Source organism: Luteibacter pinisoli, from assembly GCF_006385595.1.
Classification (GTDB): domain Bacteria; phylum Pseudomonadota; class Gammaproteobacteria; order Xanthomonadales; family Rhodanobacteraceae; genus Luteibacter; species Luteibacter pinisoli.
Genome location: NZ_CP041046.1, coordinates 459,484 through 473,138, shown reverse-complemented (window position 1 = coordinate 473,138; position 13,655 = coordinate 459,484). Strand labels below are relative to the sequence as shown.

Annotated in this window: 13 protein-coding genes; 7 read left to right on the top strand and 6 right to left on the bottom strand. The window is 67.2% G+C overall.

Annotated elements, in window-relative coordinates; genetic code table 11:
• The first annotated feature begins 131 nt into the window (after window positions 1–131).
• Window positions 132–3,245: a TonB-dependent receptor gene (locus FIV34_RS02140; RefSeq protein ID WP_139979206.1), complete on the top strand. Its 3,114-nt coding sequence runs from the start codon at window positions 132–134 to the stop codon at window positions 3,243–3,245.
• A gap of 105 nt (window positions 3,246–3,350) precedes the next feature.
• Here FIV34_RS02140 and FIV34_RS02135 read toward each other — a convergent pair whose 3' ends face one another.
• Both FIV34_RS02135 and FIV34_RS02130 read right to left on the bottom strand, forming a co-directional pair.
• Window positions 3,351–4,229, bottom strand: coding sequence for an EamA family transporter (locus FIV34_RS02135; protein WP_139979204.1), 879 nt, complete (start codon window positions 4,227–4,229; stop codon window positions 3,351–3,353).
• Window positions 4,230–4,302: 73 nt separating this feature from the next.
• Window positions 4,303–4,635 (bottom strand): DUF6249 domain-containing protein, encoded by a 333-nt coding sequence (locus FIV34_RS02130; RefSeq protein ID WP_139979202.1) that lies wholly within the window; start codon window positions 4,633–4,635, stop codon window positions 4,303–4,305.
• 119 nt (window positions 4,636–4,754) lie between these two features.
• Here FIV34_RS02130 and FIV34_RS02125 point away from each other — a divergent pair, with 119 nt between their 5' ends.
• Both FIV34_RS02125 and FIV34_RS02120 read left to right on the top strand, forming a co-directional pair.
• Window positions 4,755–5,324: an RNA polymerase sigma factor gene (locus FIV34_RS02125; protein ID WP_139979200.1), complete on the top strand. Its 570-nt coding sequence runs from the start codon at window positions 4,755–4,757 to the stop codon at window positions 5,322–5,324.
• Window positions 5,321–5,698 (top strand): hypothetical protein, encoded by a 378-nt coding sequence (locus FIV34_RS02120; protein ID WP_139979198.1) that lies wholly within the window; start codon window positions 5,321–5,323, stop codon window positions 5,696–5,698. The genes FIV34_RS02125 and FIV34_RS02120 overlap by 4 nt, the downstream gene beginning before the upstream one ends.
• A 3-nt stretch (window positions 5,699–5,701) precedes the next feature.
• Here FIV34_RS02120 and FIV34_RS02115 read toward each other — a convergent pair whose 3' ends face one another.
• Window positions 5,702–6,487: an AMP nucleosidase gene (locus FIV34_RS02115; RefSeq protein ID WP_139979196.1), complete on the bottom strand. Its 786-nt coding sequence runs from the start codon at window positions 6,485–6,487 to the stop codon at window positions 5,702–5,704.
• 202 nt (window positions 6,488–6,689) lie between these two features.
• Between FIV34_RS02115 and FIV34_RS02110 the strand changes: the two genes are divergently transcribed.
• The gene (locus FIV34_RS02110; protein ID WP_211352693.1) at window positions 6,690–7,634 is read left to right on the top strand and encodes a DegV family protein; all 945 of its coding nucleotides are present in this window, start codon (window positions 6,690–6,692) and stop codon (window positions 7,632–7,634) included.
• Between the two features lie 2 nt (window positions 7,635–7,636).
• Window positions 7,637–8,278 (top strand): DUF4124 domain-containing protein, encoded by a 642-nt coding sequence (locus tag FIV34_RS02105; protein ID WP_246058729.1) that lies wholly within the window; start codon window positions 7,637–7,639, stop codon window positions 8,276–8,278.
• Here FIV34_RS02105 and FIV34_RS02100 read toward each other — a convergent pair whose 3' ends face one another.
• Window positions 8,279–9,076, bottom strand: coding sequence for an SDR family oxidoreductase (locus FIV34_RS02100; RefSeq protein WP_139979193.1), 798 nt, complete (start codon window positions 9,074–9,076; stop codon window positions 8,279–8,281). It abuts the gene before it with no gap.
• Window positions 9,077–9,105: 29 nt separating this feature from the next.
• On the opposite strand from FIV34_RS02100, the gene FIV34_RS02095 reads away from it, so the two are divergent.
• Both FIV34_RS02095 and FIV34_RS02090 read left to right on the top strand, forming a co-directional pair.
• Complete coding sequence (locus tag FIV34_RS02095) at window positions 9,106–9,906, top strand: ABC transporter ATP-binding protein (protein ID WP_246058728.1); 801 nt, start codon at window positions 9,106–9,108, stop codon at window positions 9,904–9,906.
• 47 nt (window positions 9,907–9,953) lie between these two features.
• The gene (locus FIV34_RS02090) at window positions 9,954–10,169 is read left to right on the top strand and encodes a hypothetical protein (RefSeq protein ID WP_139979191.1); all 216 of its coding nucleotides are present in this window, start codon (window positions 9,954–9,956) and stop codon (window positions 10,167–10,169) included.
• A 27-nt stretch (window positions 10,170–10,196) separates the two neighbouring features.
• Here FIV34_RS02090 and sppA read toward each other — a convergent pair whose 3' ends face one another.
• Together sppA and FIV34_RS02080 are read right to left on the bottom strand one after the other, a co-directional pair.
• On the bottom strand, window positions 10,197–12,122 hold the full coding sequence (gene sppA / locus FIV34_RS02085) for a signal peptide peptidase SppA (RefSeq protein ID WP_139979189.1): 1,926 nt from the start codon (window positions 12,120–12,122) through the stop codon (window positions 10,197–10,199).
• A gap of 52 nt (window positions 12,123–12,174) precedes the next feature.
• On the bottom strand, window positions 12,175–13,560 hold the full coding sequence (locus FIV34_RS02080; RefSeq protein WP_139979187.1) for an MATE family efflux transporter: 1,386 nt from the start codon (window positions 13,558–13,560) through the stop codon (window positions 12,175–12,177).
• Between the last annotated feature and the right edge of the window lie 95 nt (window positions 13,561–13,655).

Below are 13,655 nucleotides of genomic sequence, written 5' to 3'. Positions count from 1 at the left end.
CACTGCCGCGCGTAGTTTCAGCCCGCTTGTTGCGGATTTGTTAACGCAACTCGCGGCACACACACCACCGGGCGCCCTCGCCAAGGCACGCGAACCGGTTTGCATCACTTGTCATTTTCCGGGGAGATTTAATGAACACGGGTCACACGAACAGGCAACCAGGCCGGCGCACCCTTGCGCTCGCGGTCGCGATCGGGCTTGGCTTCGCCAGCACGGCATCGCTCGCACAGAGCACCGCAGGCAGCATCTTCGGTACCGCCCAGCCGGGCAGCACCATCACCGCGACGAATACCGGCAGCGGCGTCAGCCGTTCGGCCACCGTCGGCAGCGATGGCAAGTTCAACATCGTCTCGTTGCTGCCGGGCAGCTACAAGGTCACCACCAACGGCAACGGCGCCAGCACGACGCGTGACGTCCAGGTGGTCGCCGGCCAGGGCTTCAACGTGAACCTCTCCGCCGCCCCGGCCGCGGCCGGCGGTGCGGAAGACCTGTCGGCGGTGTCGGTCACCGCCAACGCGCTGCCCGCCATCGACGTGGCATCGGCGCAGACCAGCACCGTGATGACCGCCGACCAGATCAAGCAGCTGCCGCTCGCGCGTAACCAGACCGCCGTCGCCCTGCTCGCCCCGGGCGCCACCAAGGGCGATAGCGCCTTCGGCAACCTGGCATCGTTCAGCGGTGCGTCGGTGGCCGAGAACAGCTATTACGTCAACGGCTTCAACGTCACCAACTTCTTCCAGAGCCTCACCTATTCGCAGGTGCCCTTCGAAGCCATCGATTCGGAAGACATCCAGGACGGTGGTTACGACGCCCAGTACGGCAACTCCACCGGCGGCGTGATCTCGGTCAACACCAAGCGCGGTACCAATACCTGGCAGGGCGGCATCGACTACACCTGGAACCCGTACCAGCTGCAGGCCCAGCAGCCCAACGTGTACCTGAAGAACGGCGCGCTGTTGCAGAACAACCGCCACAACAGCAACTACCTCATCGGCAACAACGGCACCGGCAACGCTACCGACTTCGGCCAGCGCTGGAACGCCTGGCTGGGTGGCCCGCTGATCAAGGACAAGCTGTTCATGTTTGCCCTCGTGGGCGGCACGCGCACGGCCGACGAGCACTACGGTGACACCACCGGTGGCGGCAACTTCAACAAGACCACCATCAAGGATCCGCGTTACCTGGTGAAGCTGGACTGGAATATCAACGAGAGCAACATCCTCGAATACACCGGATTCAGCGATACCTCGACCCAGCAGCAGAGCATCTACGGGTACGACTACGACGACAACGGCCAGCCGCACCGTGATGACTACCTGGGCCAGGTGTACGACAAGACGGGTGGCATGACCAACATCCTGAAGTACACCAACTACATCACCGACGACCTCACCCTGACCGCGCAGTACGGCAAGAGCACGAACAAGCGCGTCAGCACGGCGACCGCGGCCAACGGCATCGTCGAGTCGTACGATGGCAACATCTTCGACGCCACCAACTCGCCGGGCTGCCCGTCGATCACCGACTCGCGCACGCCGGTAAGCAACGGCGCCGCGGGCTACCCCCACTGCTCGTTCACCAGCGGCTCGCTCGATACGCCCAATGGTGAAGACAAGCGCGAAGCCGGCCGCATCGACCTCGAGTACCACCTGGGTGACCACGAGATCAAGGGTGGCTGGGCACGCGACCACTTCAAGACCGACACCGGCACCGCCTACGAGGGTGGCGCGCTGTACACGTACAGCTCGATTCCCGCGGAGATCCTCGGCCATGACCCGGGCCTGGATCCGGCCGACAGCGTGGTGCGCCAGACGGTGTTCGCCACCGGCGCGAAGGTGGGCATCACCCAGCGTTCCTACTACCTGCAGGACAACTGGCACGTCACCGACAACTTCATGGCGCGCATCGGCGTGCGCAACGACGGCTTCGAGAACACCAACAGCCTCGGTCAGACCTATGTGAAGCAGGTGCACAGCTGGCAGCCGCGCCTGGGCTTCTCGTGGGACGTGCACGGCGATTCCACCCTGAAGATCTACGGCAGCGCCGGCGACTACTCGCTGCCGCTGGACGGCAACGTCGCCCTGCGCGGCGCGTCGGCCTCGCTGTACCAGATCAAGTACTTCAGCTACACGGGCGTGGACCCGGTCACCGGCGCGCCGCTCGGCCTCGGTGCCCTGCCCCCTGCGTACGCGGCGGCATTCCCGGCACGTACCGGCACCACGTACGCGAACGGCGAGGCGGGTGTGGTCCCGAATCCTACCGCCGTGGCCACGCAGGACCTCAAGCCGTTCAAGCAGCGTGAGTTCATCCTCGGTGCGCAGCAGCAGGTGGAAGACTGGACGCTCGGCGTGAAGGCGATCTACCGTCGCATCCTCACCGGCATCGACGATTCCTGCGACTTCCGCCCGATCGCCAAGGCCGCCAACGCGCAGTACGGGCTGAACCTGGATACGACCAGCCTGACGCCGGAAGCGGCGAACGTGCCGGGCTGCTACATCTTCAACCCGGGCAGCGCCGTGACGCTGACGACGCCGGTGGATGCAACGGGCAAGATGTACAACATCCACCTCACCGGCGATGACGTCGGTGAGCCGAAGTACAAGCGCGCCTACGAGGCCCTGCAGCTGACGGCCGAGCGCAACTTCGATAACACCTGGTACCTGAAGACGTCGTACGTGTGGTCGCACCTGCGCGGCAACTCGGAAGGCGGCGTGGATTCGAGCAACGGCCAGGCTGACACCGGCACGACCGAACTGTTCGATTACCCGGAAATCATGGCCGGCACCAACGGCTACCTGCCGAACGATCGCAAGCACACGTTCAAGATCTACGGCGCATGGCAGCTCAACGACGAATGGCTGGTGGGCGCCAATGGCGTGTTCCAGACGGGCCGTCCGGAAAACTGCTACGGCCTGAACCCGATCGATGCGGTGGTCAACGGCGGTTACGGTTCGGGTGCCTACCTGTACTGCGACGGCATGATCGTCAAGCGTGGTTCGGTCGGTCGTACCCCGTCCTACTGGAACATCGACCTGAACGCCTCGTACAAGCCCATGTGGGCGAAGGGCGTGACCTTGTCGGCCAGCGTGTTCAACGTGTTCAACAAGCAGCACACGACCACGATCAACGAAGTGGGCGAAGACCCGAACGGCGCATCGCTGGTGAACAGCACCTACAAGGTGCCGACCGGCTTCCAGACGCCGCGTTACGTGCAGGTCTCGGCCGAGTACGACTTCTCGCTGTAACGGTTCATCACAAGAAGACAGGGCGCGCGGGCACTCCCTCCCGCGCCGCCTTGCAAGTCTCCCCAGATCGCCGCCTGCTCCCACGGGCGGCTTTTTTTCGGTCCGTCACACGCTTGCCGGCTTGCTCAGCCGTGGCGCGAGCACGAACACCGCAATCCCGACCAGGATCAGCGCAACACCCAACCACAACGCCGGCGGAAACCGCTCGCCGAACACAAGCCACGACGTAGCGATGCCCGACACCGGCACGAGCAACGAAAGGGGTGCCACCGAGGACGCCGGGTAGGTCTTCATCAGGTGGTTCCACACGGCGTAGCCGAAGATGGTGGTGATGTAGGCCTGGAACAGCACGGAGCCCATCGCCGGCCAGGTGAGCGTGGCGGGGAGTGCCATGAACACCCCGGGGCCTTTCGCCAATAGCGTGAGCACCACCAGCGCGGGGACGGAGAAGGCGCTGGTCCACACGACGAAGGCAAGCATGTCCGGCGGTCGGAAGCGTTTGACCAGCAGGTTGCACAGGCTCCAGTTCACCGCGGCCAGCAGGATGAGCAAGGTGCCCGCGAGGGTCGATGTGCCGGGTGCGACGTGGATCACCGCGGCCAGGCCGGCGGTGCCCAGCAGCATGCCGATCACCTGCGGCGCGCGTATCGGCTCGCGGAACACCATGGCGCTGAGGATGACGGTGATGAACGCCGTGAACTGCAGCACGATGGACGACAACCCCGGCGACATGCCGTTGGCCATGGCCAGGTTCACCACGCCCCACAGGCCCGCGCCGAACAGGATGCCGTAAGCGGCCATCGCGGCCAGCGGCACGCCTTGCGGGCGGCGGATGAAGAACACCAGCGGCACCGCCGTGAAGACGAAGCGCAGGGTGGTGAGGACGAAGGGATCGAGTGCCCTCAGGCCTACCTCGATCACCGAGAAGTTACTCCCCCAGATGAGCGTCACCAGGATGCCCAGGAGGATATGTGGGGGCCGCATCGTATGTCCTTTGCGTTTGCGACCCCGGAGCTTAAGCGGTATCTGGAGCGCGGGCGAGCGCGCCCCGGCATCGCTACCGCGTCTGCTTGCGGGAGATGGCGTAGTAGGCCAGGTTGCCGATGCCGGTGCAGGCCACGAGGATGGCGACCACCCCTGGGTTGAGGTCCTGCCAGCCGGCCGCCTGGATGATGCCGAAGCCGCCGGCGAGCAGGGTGAGGACGATGCCCCAGCGCAGGGCAGACTGGCGCCGCTGGTTGAGCTCTTCCTCAATCCACTGCACCTGCAGCTCGCCGGTGACGCCCGCCTGGAGCATCTTGCTGCGTACGCGCGACTCGAGGATCCACTTGATGCTCAGGGCGATGGCGGCGAACAGGGAAATGGGGACGAGGGTGCCTGGGATATCCATGGGAGCGCTCCTTTGGCGCGTTGGTCTTGGCATCATGGATACGGGCAGGCCATGAGTGGTTGCACTGCAACCGTTCGCCGCCCGGGCGTATCCCTTGCCAGCATGGACGATACCGCGACATGACAGAGGACCGGGCCCTCGTGGAAGCCGTGCTGGCCGATGCGCCGGGGGCGTTCGCGCGCCTGGTGCGCACCTACCAGGGCCTGTGCTGGCACATCGTGCAACGGATGGTCCGCCAGCCCGATGACACGGCCGAGCTGTGCCAGGAGGTTTTTCTCAAGGTGCACCGCACGCTCCACCAGTTCCGCCACGAGAGCCCCCTTCGCGCCTGGATCGGCCGCGTGGCCTACCACGTGGCCCTGCGCCACCTGGAGCGCAAGCGCATCGACATCATCGACCTGGGCGACGATGACGCTGGCATGCCCTTCCTGGAGAACCTGGGCGATGGCGTGGACCTGGAGCAGCGGATCGGCCAGGACCAGGCCGATGCCCTGCTGCATGCCGCCATCGACCTGCTACCCGCCGTGCAACGCACGGTACTTACCCTCTACCATCTGGATGAGCTGTCGATCGCCGAGATCGCCCAGGTCACCGGCATGGCGACGGGCACGATCAAGAGCCACCTGTTCCGGGCCCGCCTGCGCCTGCGCGGCGAACTGGAGCCGAGCATGGGAGTCACCACGCCATGAAAGACATCGATTTCCGCCATGACCCCGCCGCCGAGCAGGAATGGCAGGCCCAGGAACGCCGCGAAGGGCCTTACGCCAACGTGGCCCGGGTCGCCGCGCACCCGATGGAGCCCGGGCTGCCGGCCGATTTCGCCGAGCGCGTCGCCGGCGTGGCCCAGGCCAGGGCGCGCGCCCTGCGCCAGCCCGCCCGGCTTGAGGCGTGGCTGGTCGGCCTGATGGTGGCGGTGATGCTGGGCGTCGGCGTGGCTGTCGGGGCCACCGATATCTCGCTGGGGCAGCTGGCGGCCCAGCCGTGGCTGCTGGGCCTGGGTGCCTGCCTGGCGCTGAGCCAGGGGCTCGACTGGGCGGCACGCCGCTCGCGCCGCGCCCGCTAGCCCTTAGTCGTTTTCGTTTTCGAAGCGCAGGTGCTTCACGCTGCGGCCGTGGCGGCGCACCAGCTTCAGCGCTTCCACGCCCACCTTGATGTGCTTCTCCACGAAGTTGGCCGTGACCGAGGCGTCGCTGAGTTCGGTCTTCACGCCTTCGGGGATCATCGGCTGGTCGGAGACCAGCAGCAGCGCGCCGCACGGGATGTGGTTGGCGAAGCCGGCGGCGAAGATCGTGGCCGTTTCCATGTCGATGGCCATGCTGCGGGTGCGGCGCAGGTGTTCCTTGAAGGCCTCGTCATGCTCCCAGACCCGGCGGTTGGTCGTATAGACCGTACCCGTCCAGTAGTCGTGGCCCAGGTCGCGGACCATGGTCGACACTGCGCGCTGCAGCTGGAAGGCCGGCAGGGCGGGCACTTCGGGCGGCAGGTAATCGCTGGAGGTGCCTTCACCGCGGATGGCCGCAATCGGCAGGATCAGGTCGCCGATGTTGTTCTTCCGCTTGAGGCCACCGCACTTGCCCAGGAACAGGGCGGCCTTGGGCGCGATGGCACTGAGCAGGTCCATCACCGTGGCGGCGTTGGGGCTGCCCATGCCGAAGTTGATCAGGGTGATGCCATCGGCCGTGGCGTTGGGCATGGGCCGGTCGCGGCCACGCACTTCGACGCCGTTTTCCTCGGCGAAGCGGTCCACGTAGTGGCCGAAGTTGGTGAGCAGGATGTGCTCGCCGAAGCCGTCCAGTGGCGTGCCCGTGTAGCGCGGCAGCCAGTTGGAGACGATATCGTTCTTGGTTTTCATGGGGAACCCGGTGCGAAAGCGCCGGCAAGTGACGGGGCCTTCACGGCCTGGCCGGCGCGGTTACCGACGACGCCACGTCGGCAAGATGCCAAATTCATTCGGGCAAGTGTAGCATCCGGCGCTGCGGGGTGGGCAGGGCGCAATGGGCGCCCGGGACGTCGCGGGGCCCGGGCCGGGCCCGAACGGAAGAGGGGTACAACCGATGCGGATCGGCGTGGCAATTGATGCGGCCGTTGACGTGCCGCAGGCGTTCGTGGAAAGCAACGGCATCGCCGTCATGCCCATCACCGTCTCGGTGGACGGGCAGAAGTTCAAGGACGACCGCGACCCCTCGGAGATCCAGCGCTTCCGTGACCAGAAGCTCGGCAGCCGCAGCCACTCGGCGGAAACCGAACCCAGCAGCGTGGAGGACGTGCAGAACCTGTTCCTCGACCGCATGGTCCGTGACTACGACTGCGTCGTCTGCCTGACCATCATGGCCACGCGCAGCCCCATCCACGACAACGTGATCAAGGCCAGCTTCGCGATCCTGAAGAACTACCGGCCGATCCGCGAGGCCGCGGGCATTCCCGGCCCGTTTCTCATGCGCGTGGTGGATACGCGCAACATCTTCGCCGGCTCCGCGCCGGCGGTGGCCGAAGCCGTGCGCATGATCCAGGCGGGCAAATCGCCGGCCGAAGTGCGCGAGCGCGCGGCACACATCGCCGACTGTTCGTACGGCTACATGCTGCCGCGCGACCTCAACTACCTGCGTTCGCGCGCCCGCAGCAAGGGGGACCGCAGCGTCAGCTTCCTCAGCTCCATGCTCGGTACCGCCCTGGATATCAAGCCGATCCTGCGCGCGCACCGCGGCGAGACCGGCCCGGTCGGCAAGGTGCGCGGCTTCGAGCACGGCGCCCAGGTGCTGTTTGAATACGCTTCCAAGCGCGTGCAGGCCGGCTTGCTCGTCCCTTCGCTCACGCTGAGCTACGGCGGCGACCTGGACGACATGCGCAACCTGCCCGGCTACCACTCCCTCGTCCGCATCTGCGGCGACGCCGGCGTGGAAATGCTGGAAACGCCGATGAGCATCACCGGCATGGTCAATGTCGGCGAAGGCGCGATGACGCTGGGCTTTGCGTCCGAAGAGCACGTGGCGGAATTCTGATCGTGCGCGCCGGCTGCCTTGCGCTGCTTCTGCTCGCGCTGCCGGCCGCCGGCGTGCGAGCGGAAACCGTGTACAAGTGCGTGGCCAATGGCCAGACGATCTACCAGCAGACGCCATGCACAAAGCAGCAAGCCCAGCAGGTGATCCAGCTGGTGGACTCGGCGCCGGCCGACGGGCGCGTGGCACCCATGCCCACGCCGCCGCCACGCGACAACGGCGCGGCGGACGACGCCCCGCCGCCTCCACCACCCCGGCCACTGCCTGAGCTGTTCCTCTGCGTCCGCGCCACCGATGGCAAGAGCTACACCAGCAGCAACGGCCACCCGGATCCATACGTCGCGCCGTTCGGCGTGCTTGGCGTGGCGAACAACCCGCTTGCCGCCACCTACGGCAGCCAGAACGCCGCGGTGTCGTCGTTCCCCGAACTCAACCGCGGCAAGGGCAACGCGGGCGCGGTGGCCACCAGCAACTACGTATGGGTGCAGGACCAGTGCCGCCCCATGTCGGCCGCCGAAACGTGCCAGGCCCTGCGCGACCAGAACGACAGCAACCAGAAGGCCATCCGCAACGCCTTCAAGAGCGAACGCGCGCCCCTGGATGCGAAGGATGCGATGCTGCGCTCGCAGCTACAGGGCTGCGGCTGATCAGAAGCCGTACTGGAGAAACCCGCCGTCCACGCCGATGACCTGGCCCGTGACGTAACTGGATGCTGGCAGGCACAGGAAGGCGACGGCGCCGGCGACTTCTTCGGGCTCGCCGATGCGGCCCATGGGCGTGTGGTCGAGCACTTCATCCAGGTACTCGGCATCGGCCAGCGCGGGTTCGCTGCGCTGCGTGCGGATGTACCACGGGGCCACCGCGTTGACGCGGATGCCGTCTTCGCCCCACTCACAGGCGAGGTTGCGGGTCATCTGGTGGATGGCGGCCTTGGTCATGCCATAGGGCGAGCCGGTGCGCACATGGCGGATGCCGGAGACCGAGCCGATGTTCACGATGGCCGCATGCGTGTGTTCCACCAGGTGCGGATGGGCCAGGCGGCACATCTCGTAGGCCGAGAACACATTCAGTTCGAACAGGCTGCGGTACTCGTCCGCCGTGTAGGCCAGCGTGGACTTCACCATATTGCCGCCGACGTTGTTGACCAGGATCGACAGCTCGATTTCCAGGTCGTTGATCCAGTCGAACACGGCGAGGCGGTCTTCGTGGTCCGTGAGGTCGGCGGTCATCGCCAGCACCTCGACCTCGGGGCATTCCTCGGCGAGTTCCTGCGCGGCTTCCTCGAGTGCGGCTTCATCGCGCGCCACCATCAGGATGTCGGCGCCCAGCACCGCGAGTTCGCGTGCGCAGGCGTAACCGATGCCCTTGCTGGCGCCGGTAACCAGGGCCGTTCGGCCATCGAGCCGCCAGGCGGCCCCTCGTGGGTGCGTCTGATAGTCGTCCATGGCGCTGATCGTACCGTATGCTCGGGGGCATGGATGCCACGACCCCGCTGCTCTCCATCGACCGCGCCACCGTGCTGCGTGACGGCCGCGCCCTGCTCGACAGGCTCTCGCTGGACATCGCCCAGGGCCAGCACACGGCCATCCTCGGCCCCAATGGCTCGGGCAAGTCCACCCTCGTCAAGCTCGTGGAGCGGCGCCTGTATCCGCTGGTGCATGACGACGGGTCGGCCGTGGTCCGTATCTTCGGACGCGACCGATGGAACGTGGCCGAGCTGCGCTCGCTGCTGGGCGTTGTCTCGTCGGACCTGCGCCGCGAGTTCGAGGCGACACACGAGACGGCGCTGGACACCGTGCTCTCGGGGTTCTTTGCCTCGATGACGCTGGGCCGGGACCACGTGGTGACCGATGAGATGCGGACCCGCGCGCTGGACGCCCTGGCACGCGTGGGTGCCACGCCGCTGGTGGACCGGGATGTCTCCACCCTCTCGACCGGCGAGGCGCGCCGCGTCCTGATTGCCCGGGCCCTCGTCCATCGCCCGCGTGCCCTGCTGCTTGACGAACCGTGCGCCGGACTGGACCCGGGCACGCGCCGGCGCTTCCTCGACCTGCTCCGCCAGCTCGCCCGCGAAGGCACCACCCTCGTCCTGGTGACCCATCATGTCGAGGAGATCGTCCCGGAGATCGGCCACGTGGTGATGCTCAGCGAGGGCCGCCTTTACGCGGAGGGCCCGAAGGAACGCATGCTGGCCGAGGCGAGGCTGTCGGCACTGTTCGACTGGCCGATGGACGTGGCGCGAGTCGACGGTTTCTACGACGCGCGATTGCGCTGAAGGCGCCGTGGCGGGAGACTCGCGCCTATCCCGCCCGGAGTGACCCCATGAAGCGTTTTGCCCTGCCGCTGGCCCTCCTGGCCACCTGTGCCGCCTGCTCCAAGCCACCGCAGCCGGCGCAGCAGCCGCCGGCACCGCAGGCCCGCGTCTCCACCCCGTGGGACGAGATGGAGGCGCAGAAGAAGAAAGCGCAGGACGTGCAGAAGGTGGTCGACAAGCAGGCCGAAGACCAGCGCAAGGCGGTGGAGGCCCAGAGCCAATAGGCCTTCAGCGCGTAACGCCCGCCGGTTTTAGCGCGGCGAGCAGAAGCAGTAGGCGTACACGTGCGGCTTGCCGGCCTCGGCGGCGCGGAACAGCGCGAACTCCGGCGCCAGCTTCGGCAACTCGGCCACCCACGACGGCAACTTCATGCCAAACGACATCGCCACGCGGGCTTCGCCGCTATCGCCGACGCTGGTGAGGAAGCGCTCGAACGCACCCATCGGCTTCTCGGCGTAGCGCACGTTGTAATCCTTGCCCAGGCCCGCCTGCTCCGCGGCATCGCGGATCGCGTCCTGCAAGCTGCCGAGACGGTCGACGAGGCCGCGCTGCATGGCCTGTTCACCCGTCCACACGCGGCCCTGCGCGATGCTGTCGATGGCGGCGAAATCCTTGCCGCGCGCACGCGCCACGCCGCCGACGAAATCGCGGTAGCCCTTGTCGATGATGCTCTGGATCAGCACGCCGACCTTCGGGTCGAGCGGGCGGGTCATGTCGAATGCGCCGGCGAGCGGACTGGTGCCCACGCCGTCGCTCTTCACGCCAAACTTCGCCAGCGTGTCCGGCACGGTGAAAAACATGCCGAAGATGCCGATCGAACCGGTGATGGTGTTCGGCTCGGCGTAGATCCGGTTCGCATTCATCGAGATCCAGTAGCCGCCACTGGCCGCCACATCACCCATGGAAACGACGACCGGAATGCCGGCCTCGCGGGTGAGCTCGACTTCGCGGCGGATCTGCTCGGCGGCGTACACCTCGCCACCCGGCGAGTTCACGCGCAGCACAAGCGCGCGCGTGCGGCGATCCTGGCGCACCGCACGGACCAGCGCGGCGGTGGAGTCGCCACCGATGCTGCCCTGGGCCTGCTTGCCGCCGGTGATTTCGCCTTCCGCCACGACCACGGCGACGCCGGGCGAGGTCTGCAGCATGTCGACGGTGGAGAGGCCACGGTCGGCGAGATAGGTGTCGAGTTCGACGTGTCGGAAGCCCGTGTCCTTCGGGCCGGCGGGGACGCCATCCTTGCGCAGCATGTGGACGATGTCCTGGTCCGTGGCGATGCCATCCACCAGTTTCTCTTCCAGCGCGAGGTCGGCGAGGCTGCCCTTCGCATCGCGCACGCGCTCGGGCAGGCCGTCGACGTCGGCACGCAGTTCGCCTGCATCGATGTGGCGCATCTTCGCCACTTCGCTCACCCAGGTATTCCACAGGCCACCCAGCCAATAGGCATCGGCCTCCTTCGATTCCGGCGACGCGTGGTCGAGGATGAAAGGCTCCGCGGCACTCTTGAACTGGCCGACGCGGAACAGGTGCACCTGCACGCCGAGCTTGTCGAGCAGATCCTTGTAGAACAGGCGGTAGTTGGCCAGGCCCGTGGCGATCACGCCGCCCTGCGGGTCGATGTACACCTTGTCCGCATGCGCGGCCAGGTAGTACTGGCCCTGCTCCATGTTGGCGCCCCACGCCAGCACCGGCTTGCCGGCGGCGCGGAAGCGATCCAGCGCGGCACCCACTTCGCGCAGCGCCGCGAAACCGCCGGCCTGCAGCTTGTCGGTGCGCAGCAGGATGCGGCTGATGCGGTCGTCCTTCGCGGCGGTGTCGATGGCACGGACCAGGTCACGCACCTGCACCTGCTTGACGCCGTCGCCGGACATCCGCGACACGGCGCGCGAGAGCGGGTCGGCGCTGTACTGCTCGACCAGCGCGCCATCGGGCGCCAGCACCAGCACCGTCTTCGTATCGATCTGGTCGGCGTGGTGGCCGACGAAGGCCAGCAGCAGGAAGATGCCGATGAAGCCGAAGAAGATCACGTTGAGGATGATCAGCCGCGTCACGTTCAGGCCGCGACCGAGCCCGCGCATGAACCGGCCAAAGCCGTTGCGACGGGGCGGAGGCACCGGCGGCACGGGCGAGGGACGTCCGGGCAGGGGCGGCGGCGTGCTGTTCAGCGGATCCGACATGTGAGGTTTCCTTCCGAGTTACGCGCAGCGTAGCGCGTTCCCCCGGCCGGTATCACGTGTGGAATGGCAGGGGCGTACTGCCCACGTCCGCCGGCCAGTCGGCCCGCCCGCTGGTCCGCCAGAAGCGGGCGAAAAGGAGCACGGCGGCCACGCTGAGGCCGGCCACCAGGCCCATCCACATGCCCCGCGCACCAAGGCCCCGCGAGAAGGCCAGGTACCAGCCCACCGGCATGCCGACGAGCCAGTAGGCGACCATGGTCAGGCCCATCGGCACGCGGGTGTCCTTCAGGCCACGCAGCGCGCCGTTCGAGGCCACCTGGATGCCGTCGGCGAACTGGAACACCCCAGCGAGCAGCATCAGCTGGGCGGCGGTGGCCACCACGGCCGCATCACTTGTGTACAGGCGCGCGATCGGCGCCGGCAGCAGGATCATGATCCCGGACGAGAACAGCTGGGTGACCAGCACCAGGGCCAGCCCGGACAGCCCCGCGTAGCGCACACCCTGGGCATCGCGGCGGCCGGCGGCGTTACCCACGCGCACGGTAATCGCCATCGACACGCCCAGCGGCACCATGAAGGCGACCTGGGCCACGTTGAGCGCCACGTGGTGCGCGGCGGAGACCGTCTCACCCAGGCGGCCGATCAGCAGCGCCACGGCAACGAACAGGCCGGCCTCCATCAGCAGCGTGACCGCCATGGGCAGGCCCACGTGCAGCAGCTGGCGGATCTGCGCCCAGTCCGGTTGCGCCATGCGGGTGCGCAGGTTGAGGTCACGGTAGTTGCGGTGCAGGAGCACGTAGGTGGCGAAGCCGATCAGTTCCAGCCACAGCACCGTGGCCGTGGCGATGCCGCTGCCAAGCGCGCCCAGCGGCGGGAAACCCAGCTTGCCGTACATCAGCACGTAGCCCAGCGGCGCCAGCACCACGGTGCCGGCCAGGCTGAAGTACAGCGACGGCTTGGGCATCGACAGCCCGTCCGACAGGCCGCGCAGGGCGAAATACACCGTGAGCGCCGGCGCGGCAAAGGCGATGGCGTGCAGGAAGCGGGTCACGTCCGCACGCATGGATTCCACCACGTGGAACAGGCTCATCAGCGGCGAGGCATGCCACACGGCAATGCCGAGGACGACACCCAGCACCAGCGCGATGTACAGCGCCTGGTGGAACACCGGGCCCACCTCGCCACGGCGGTTGGCGCCATCGAGCTGGGCCACCGTCGGTGGCACGGCCATCATGGTGCCGATGCCGGCCACGATCGCCAGCACCCAGATGTTGACGCCCGTGACCACGGACGCCTGCGTGTGCGCGCCCTGGTGGCCGGCCAGCACCGCATCGACCACATTGGGGCCAACGGAGGAAAGCTGGGCAGCGATGATCGGCAGGGCCAGGCGGGTGGTGGCGCCGATCTCGCGGCGTGCGCGGGCACGGTCGAGGGGCATGGCAGGGGTGCTTCAAGCAGGTGGGCCGCCCATTGTAACCGGCCCCATGCCATCATCTGCGCCGGGGAAAGGGATAGATACGGGGATACGAAGCG

What these genes read in the sequence shown, in the direction of transcription:
- FIV34_RS02090 (WP_139979191.1), top strand. Translation starts at nt 9,954, where the DNA reads ATGAAGCGTTTTGCCCTGCCGCTGGCCCTCCTGGCCACCTGTGCCGCC.
- FIV34_RS02125 (WP_139979200.1), top strand. Translation starts at nt 4,755, where the DNA reads ATGACAGAGGACCGGGCCCTCGTGGAAGCCGTGCTGGCCGATGCGCCG.
- FIV34_RS02100 (WP_139979193.1), bottom strand. Translation starts at nt 9,076, where the DNA reads ATGGACGACTATCAGACGCACCCACGAGGGGCCGCCTGGCGGCTCGAT.
- FIV34_RS02115 (WP_139979196.1), bottom strand. Translation starts at nt 6,487, where the DNA reads ATGAAAACCAAGAACGATATCGTCTCCAACTGGCTGCCGCGCTACACG.
- FIV34_RS02140 (WP_139979206.1), top strand. Translation starts at nt 132, where the DNA reads ATGAACACGGGTCACACGAACAGGCAACCAGGCCGGCGCACCCTTGCG.
- sppA (WP_139979189.1), bottom strand. Translation starts at nt 12,122, where the DNA reads ATGTCGGATCCGCTGAACAGCACGCCGCCGCCCCTGCCCGGACGTCCC.
- FIV34_RS02080 (WP_139979187.1), bottom strand. Translation starts at nt 13,560, where the DNA reads ATGCCCCTCGACCGTGCCCGCGCACGCCGCGAGATCGGCGCCACCACC.
- FIV34_RS02130 (WP_139979202.1), bottom strand. Translation starts at nt 4,635, where the DNA reads ATGGATATCCCAGGCACCCTCGTCCCCATTTCCCTGTTCGCCGCCATC.
- FIV34_RS02120 (WP_139979198.1), top strand. Translation starts at nt 5,321, where the DNA reads ATGAAAGACATCGATTTCCGCCATGACCCCGCCGCCGAGCAGGAATGG.
- FIV34_RS02095 (WP_246058728.1), top strand. Translation starts at nt 9,106, where the DNA reads ATGGATGCCACGACCCCGCTGCTCTCCATCGACCGCGCCACCGTGCTG.
- FIV34_RS02135 (WP_139979204.1), bottom strand. Translation starts at nt 4,229, where the DNA reads ATGCGGCCCCCACATATCCTCCTGGGCATCCTGGTGACGCTCATCTGG.
- FIV34_RS02110 (WP_211352693.1), top strand. Translation starts at nt 6,690, where the DNA reads ATGCGGATCGGCGTGGCAATTGATGCGGCCGTTGACGTGCCGCAGGCG.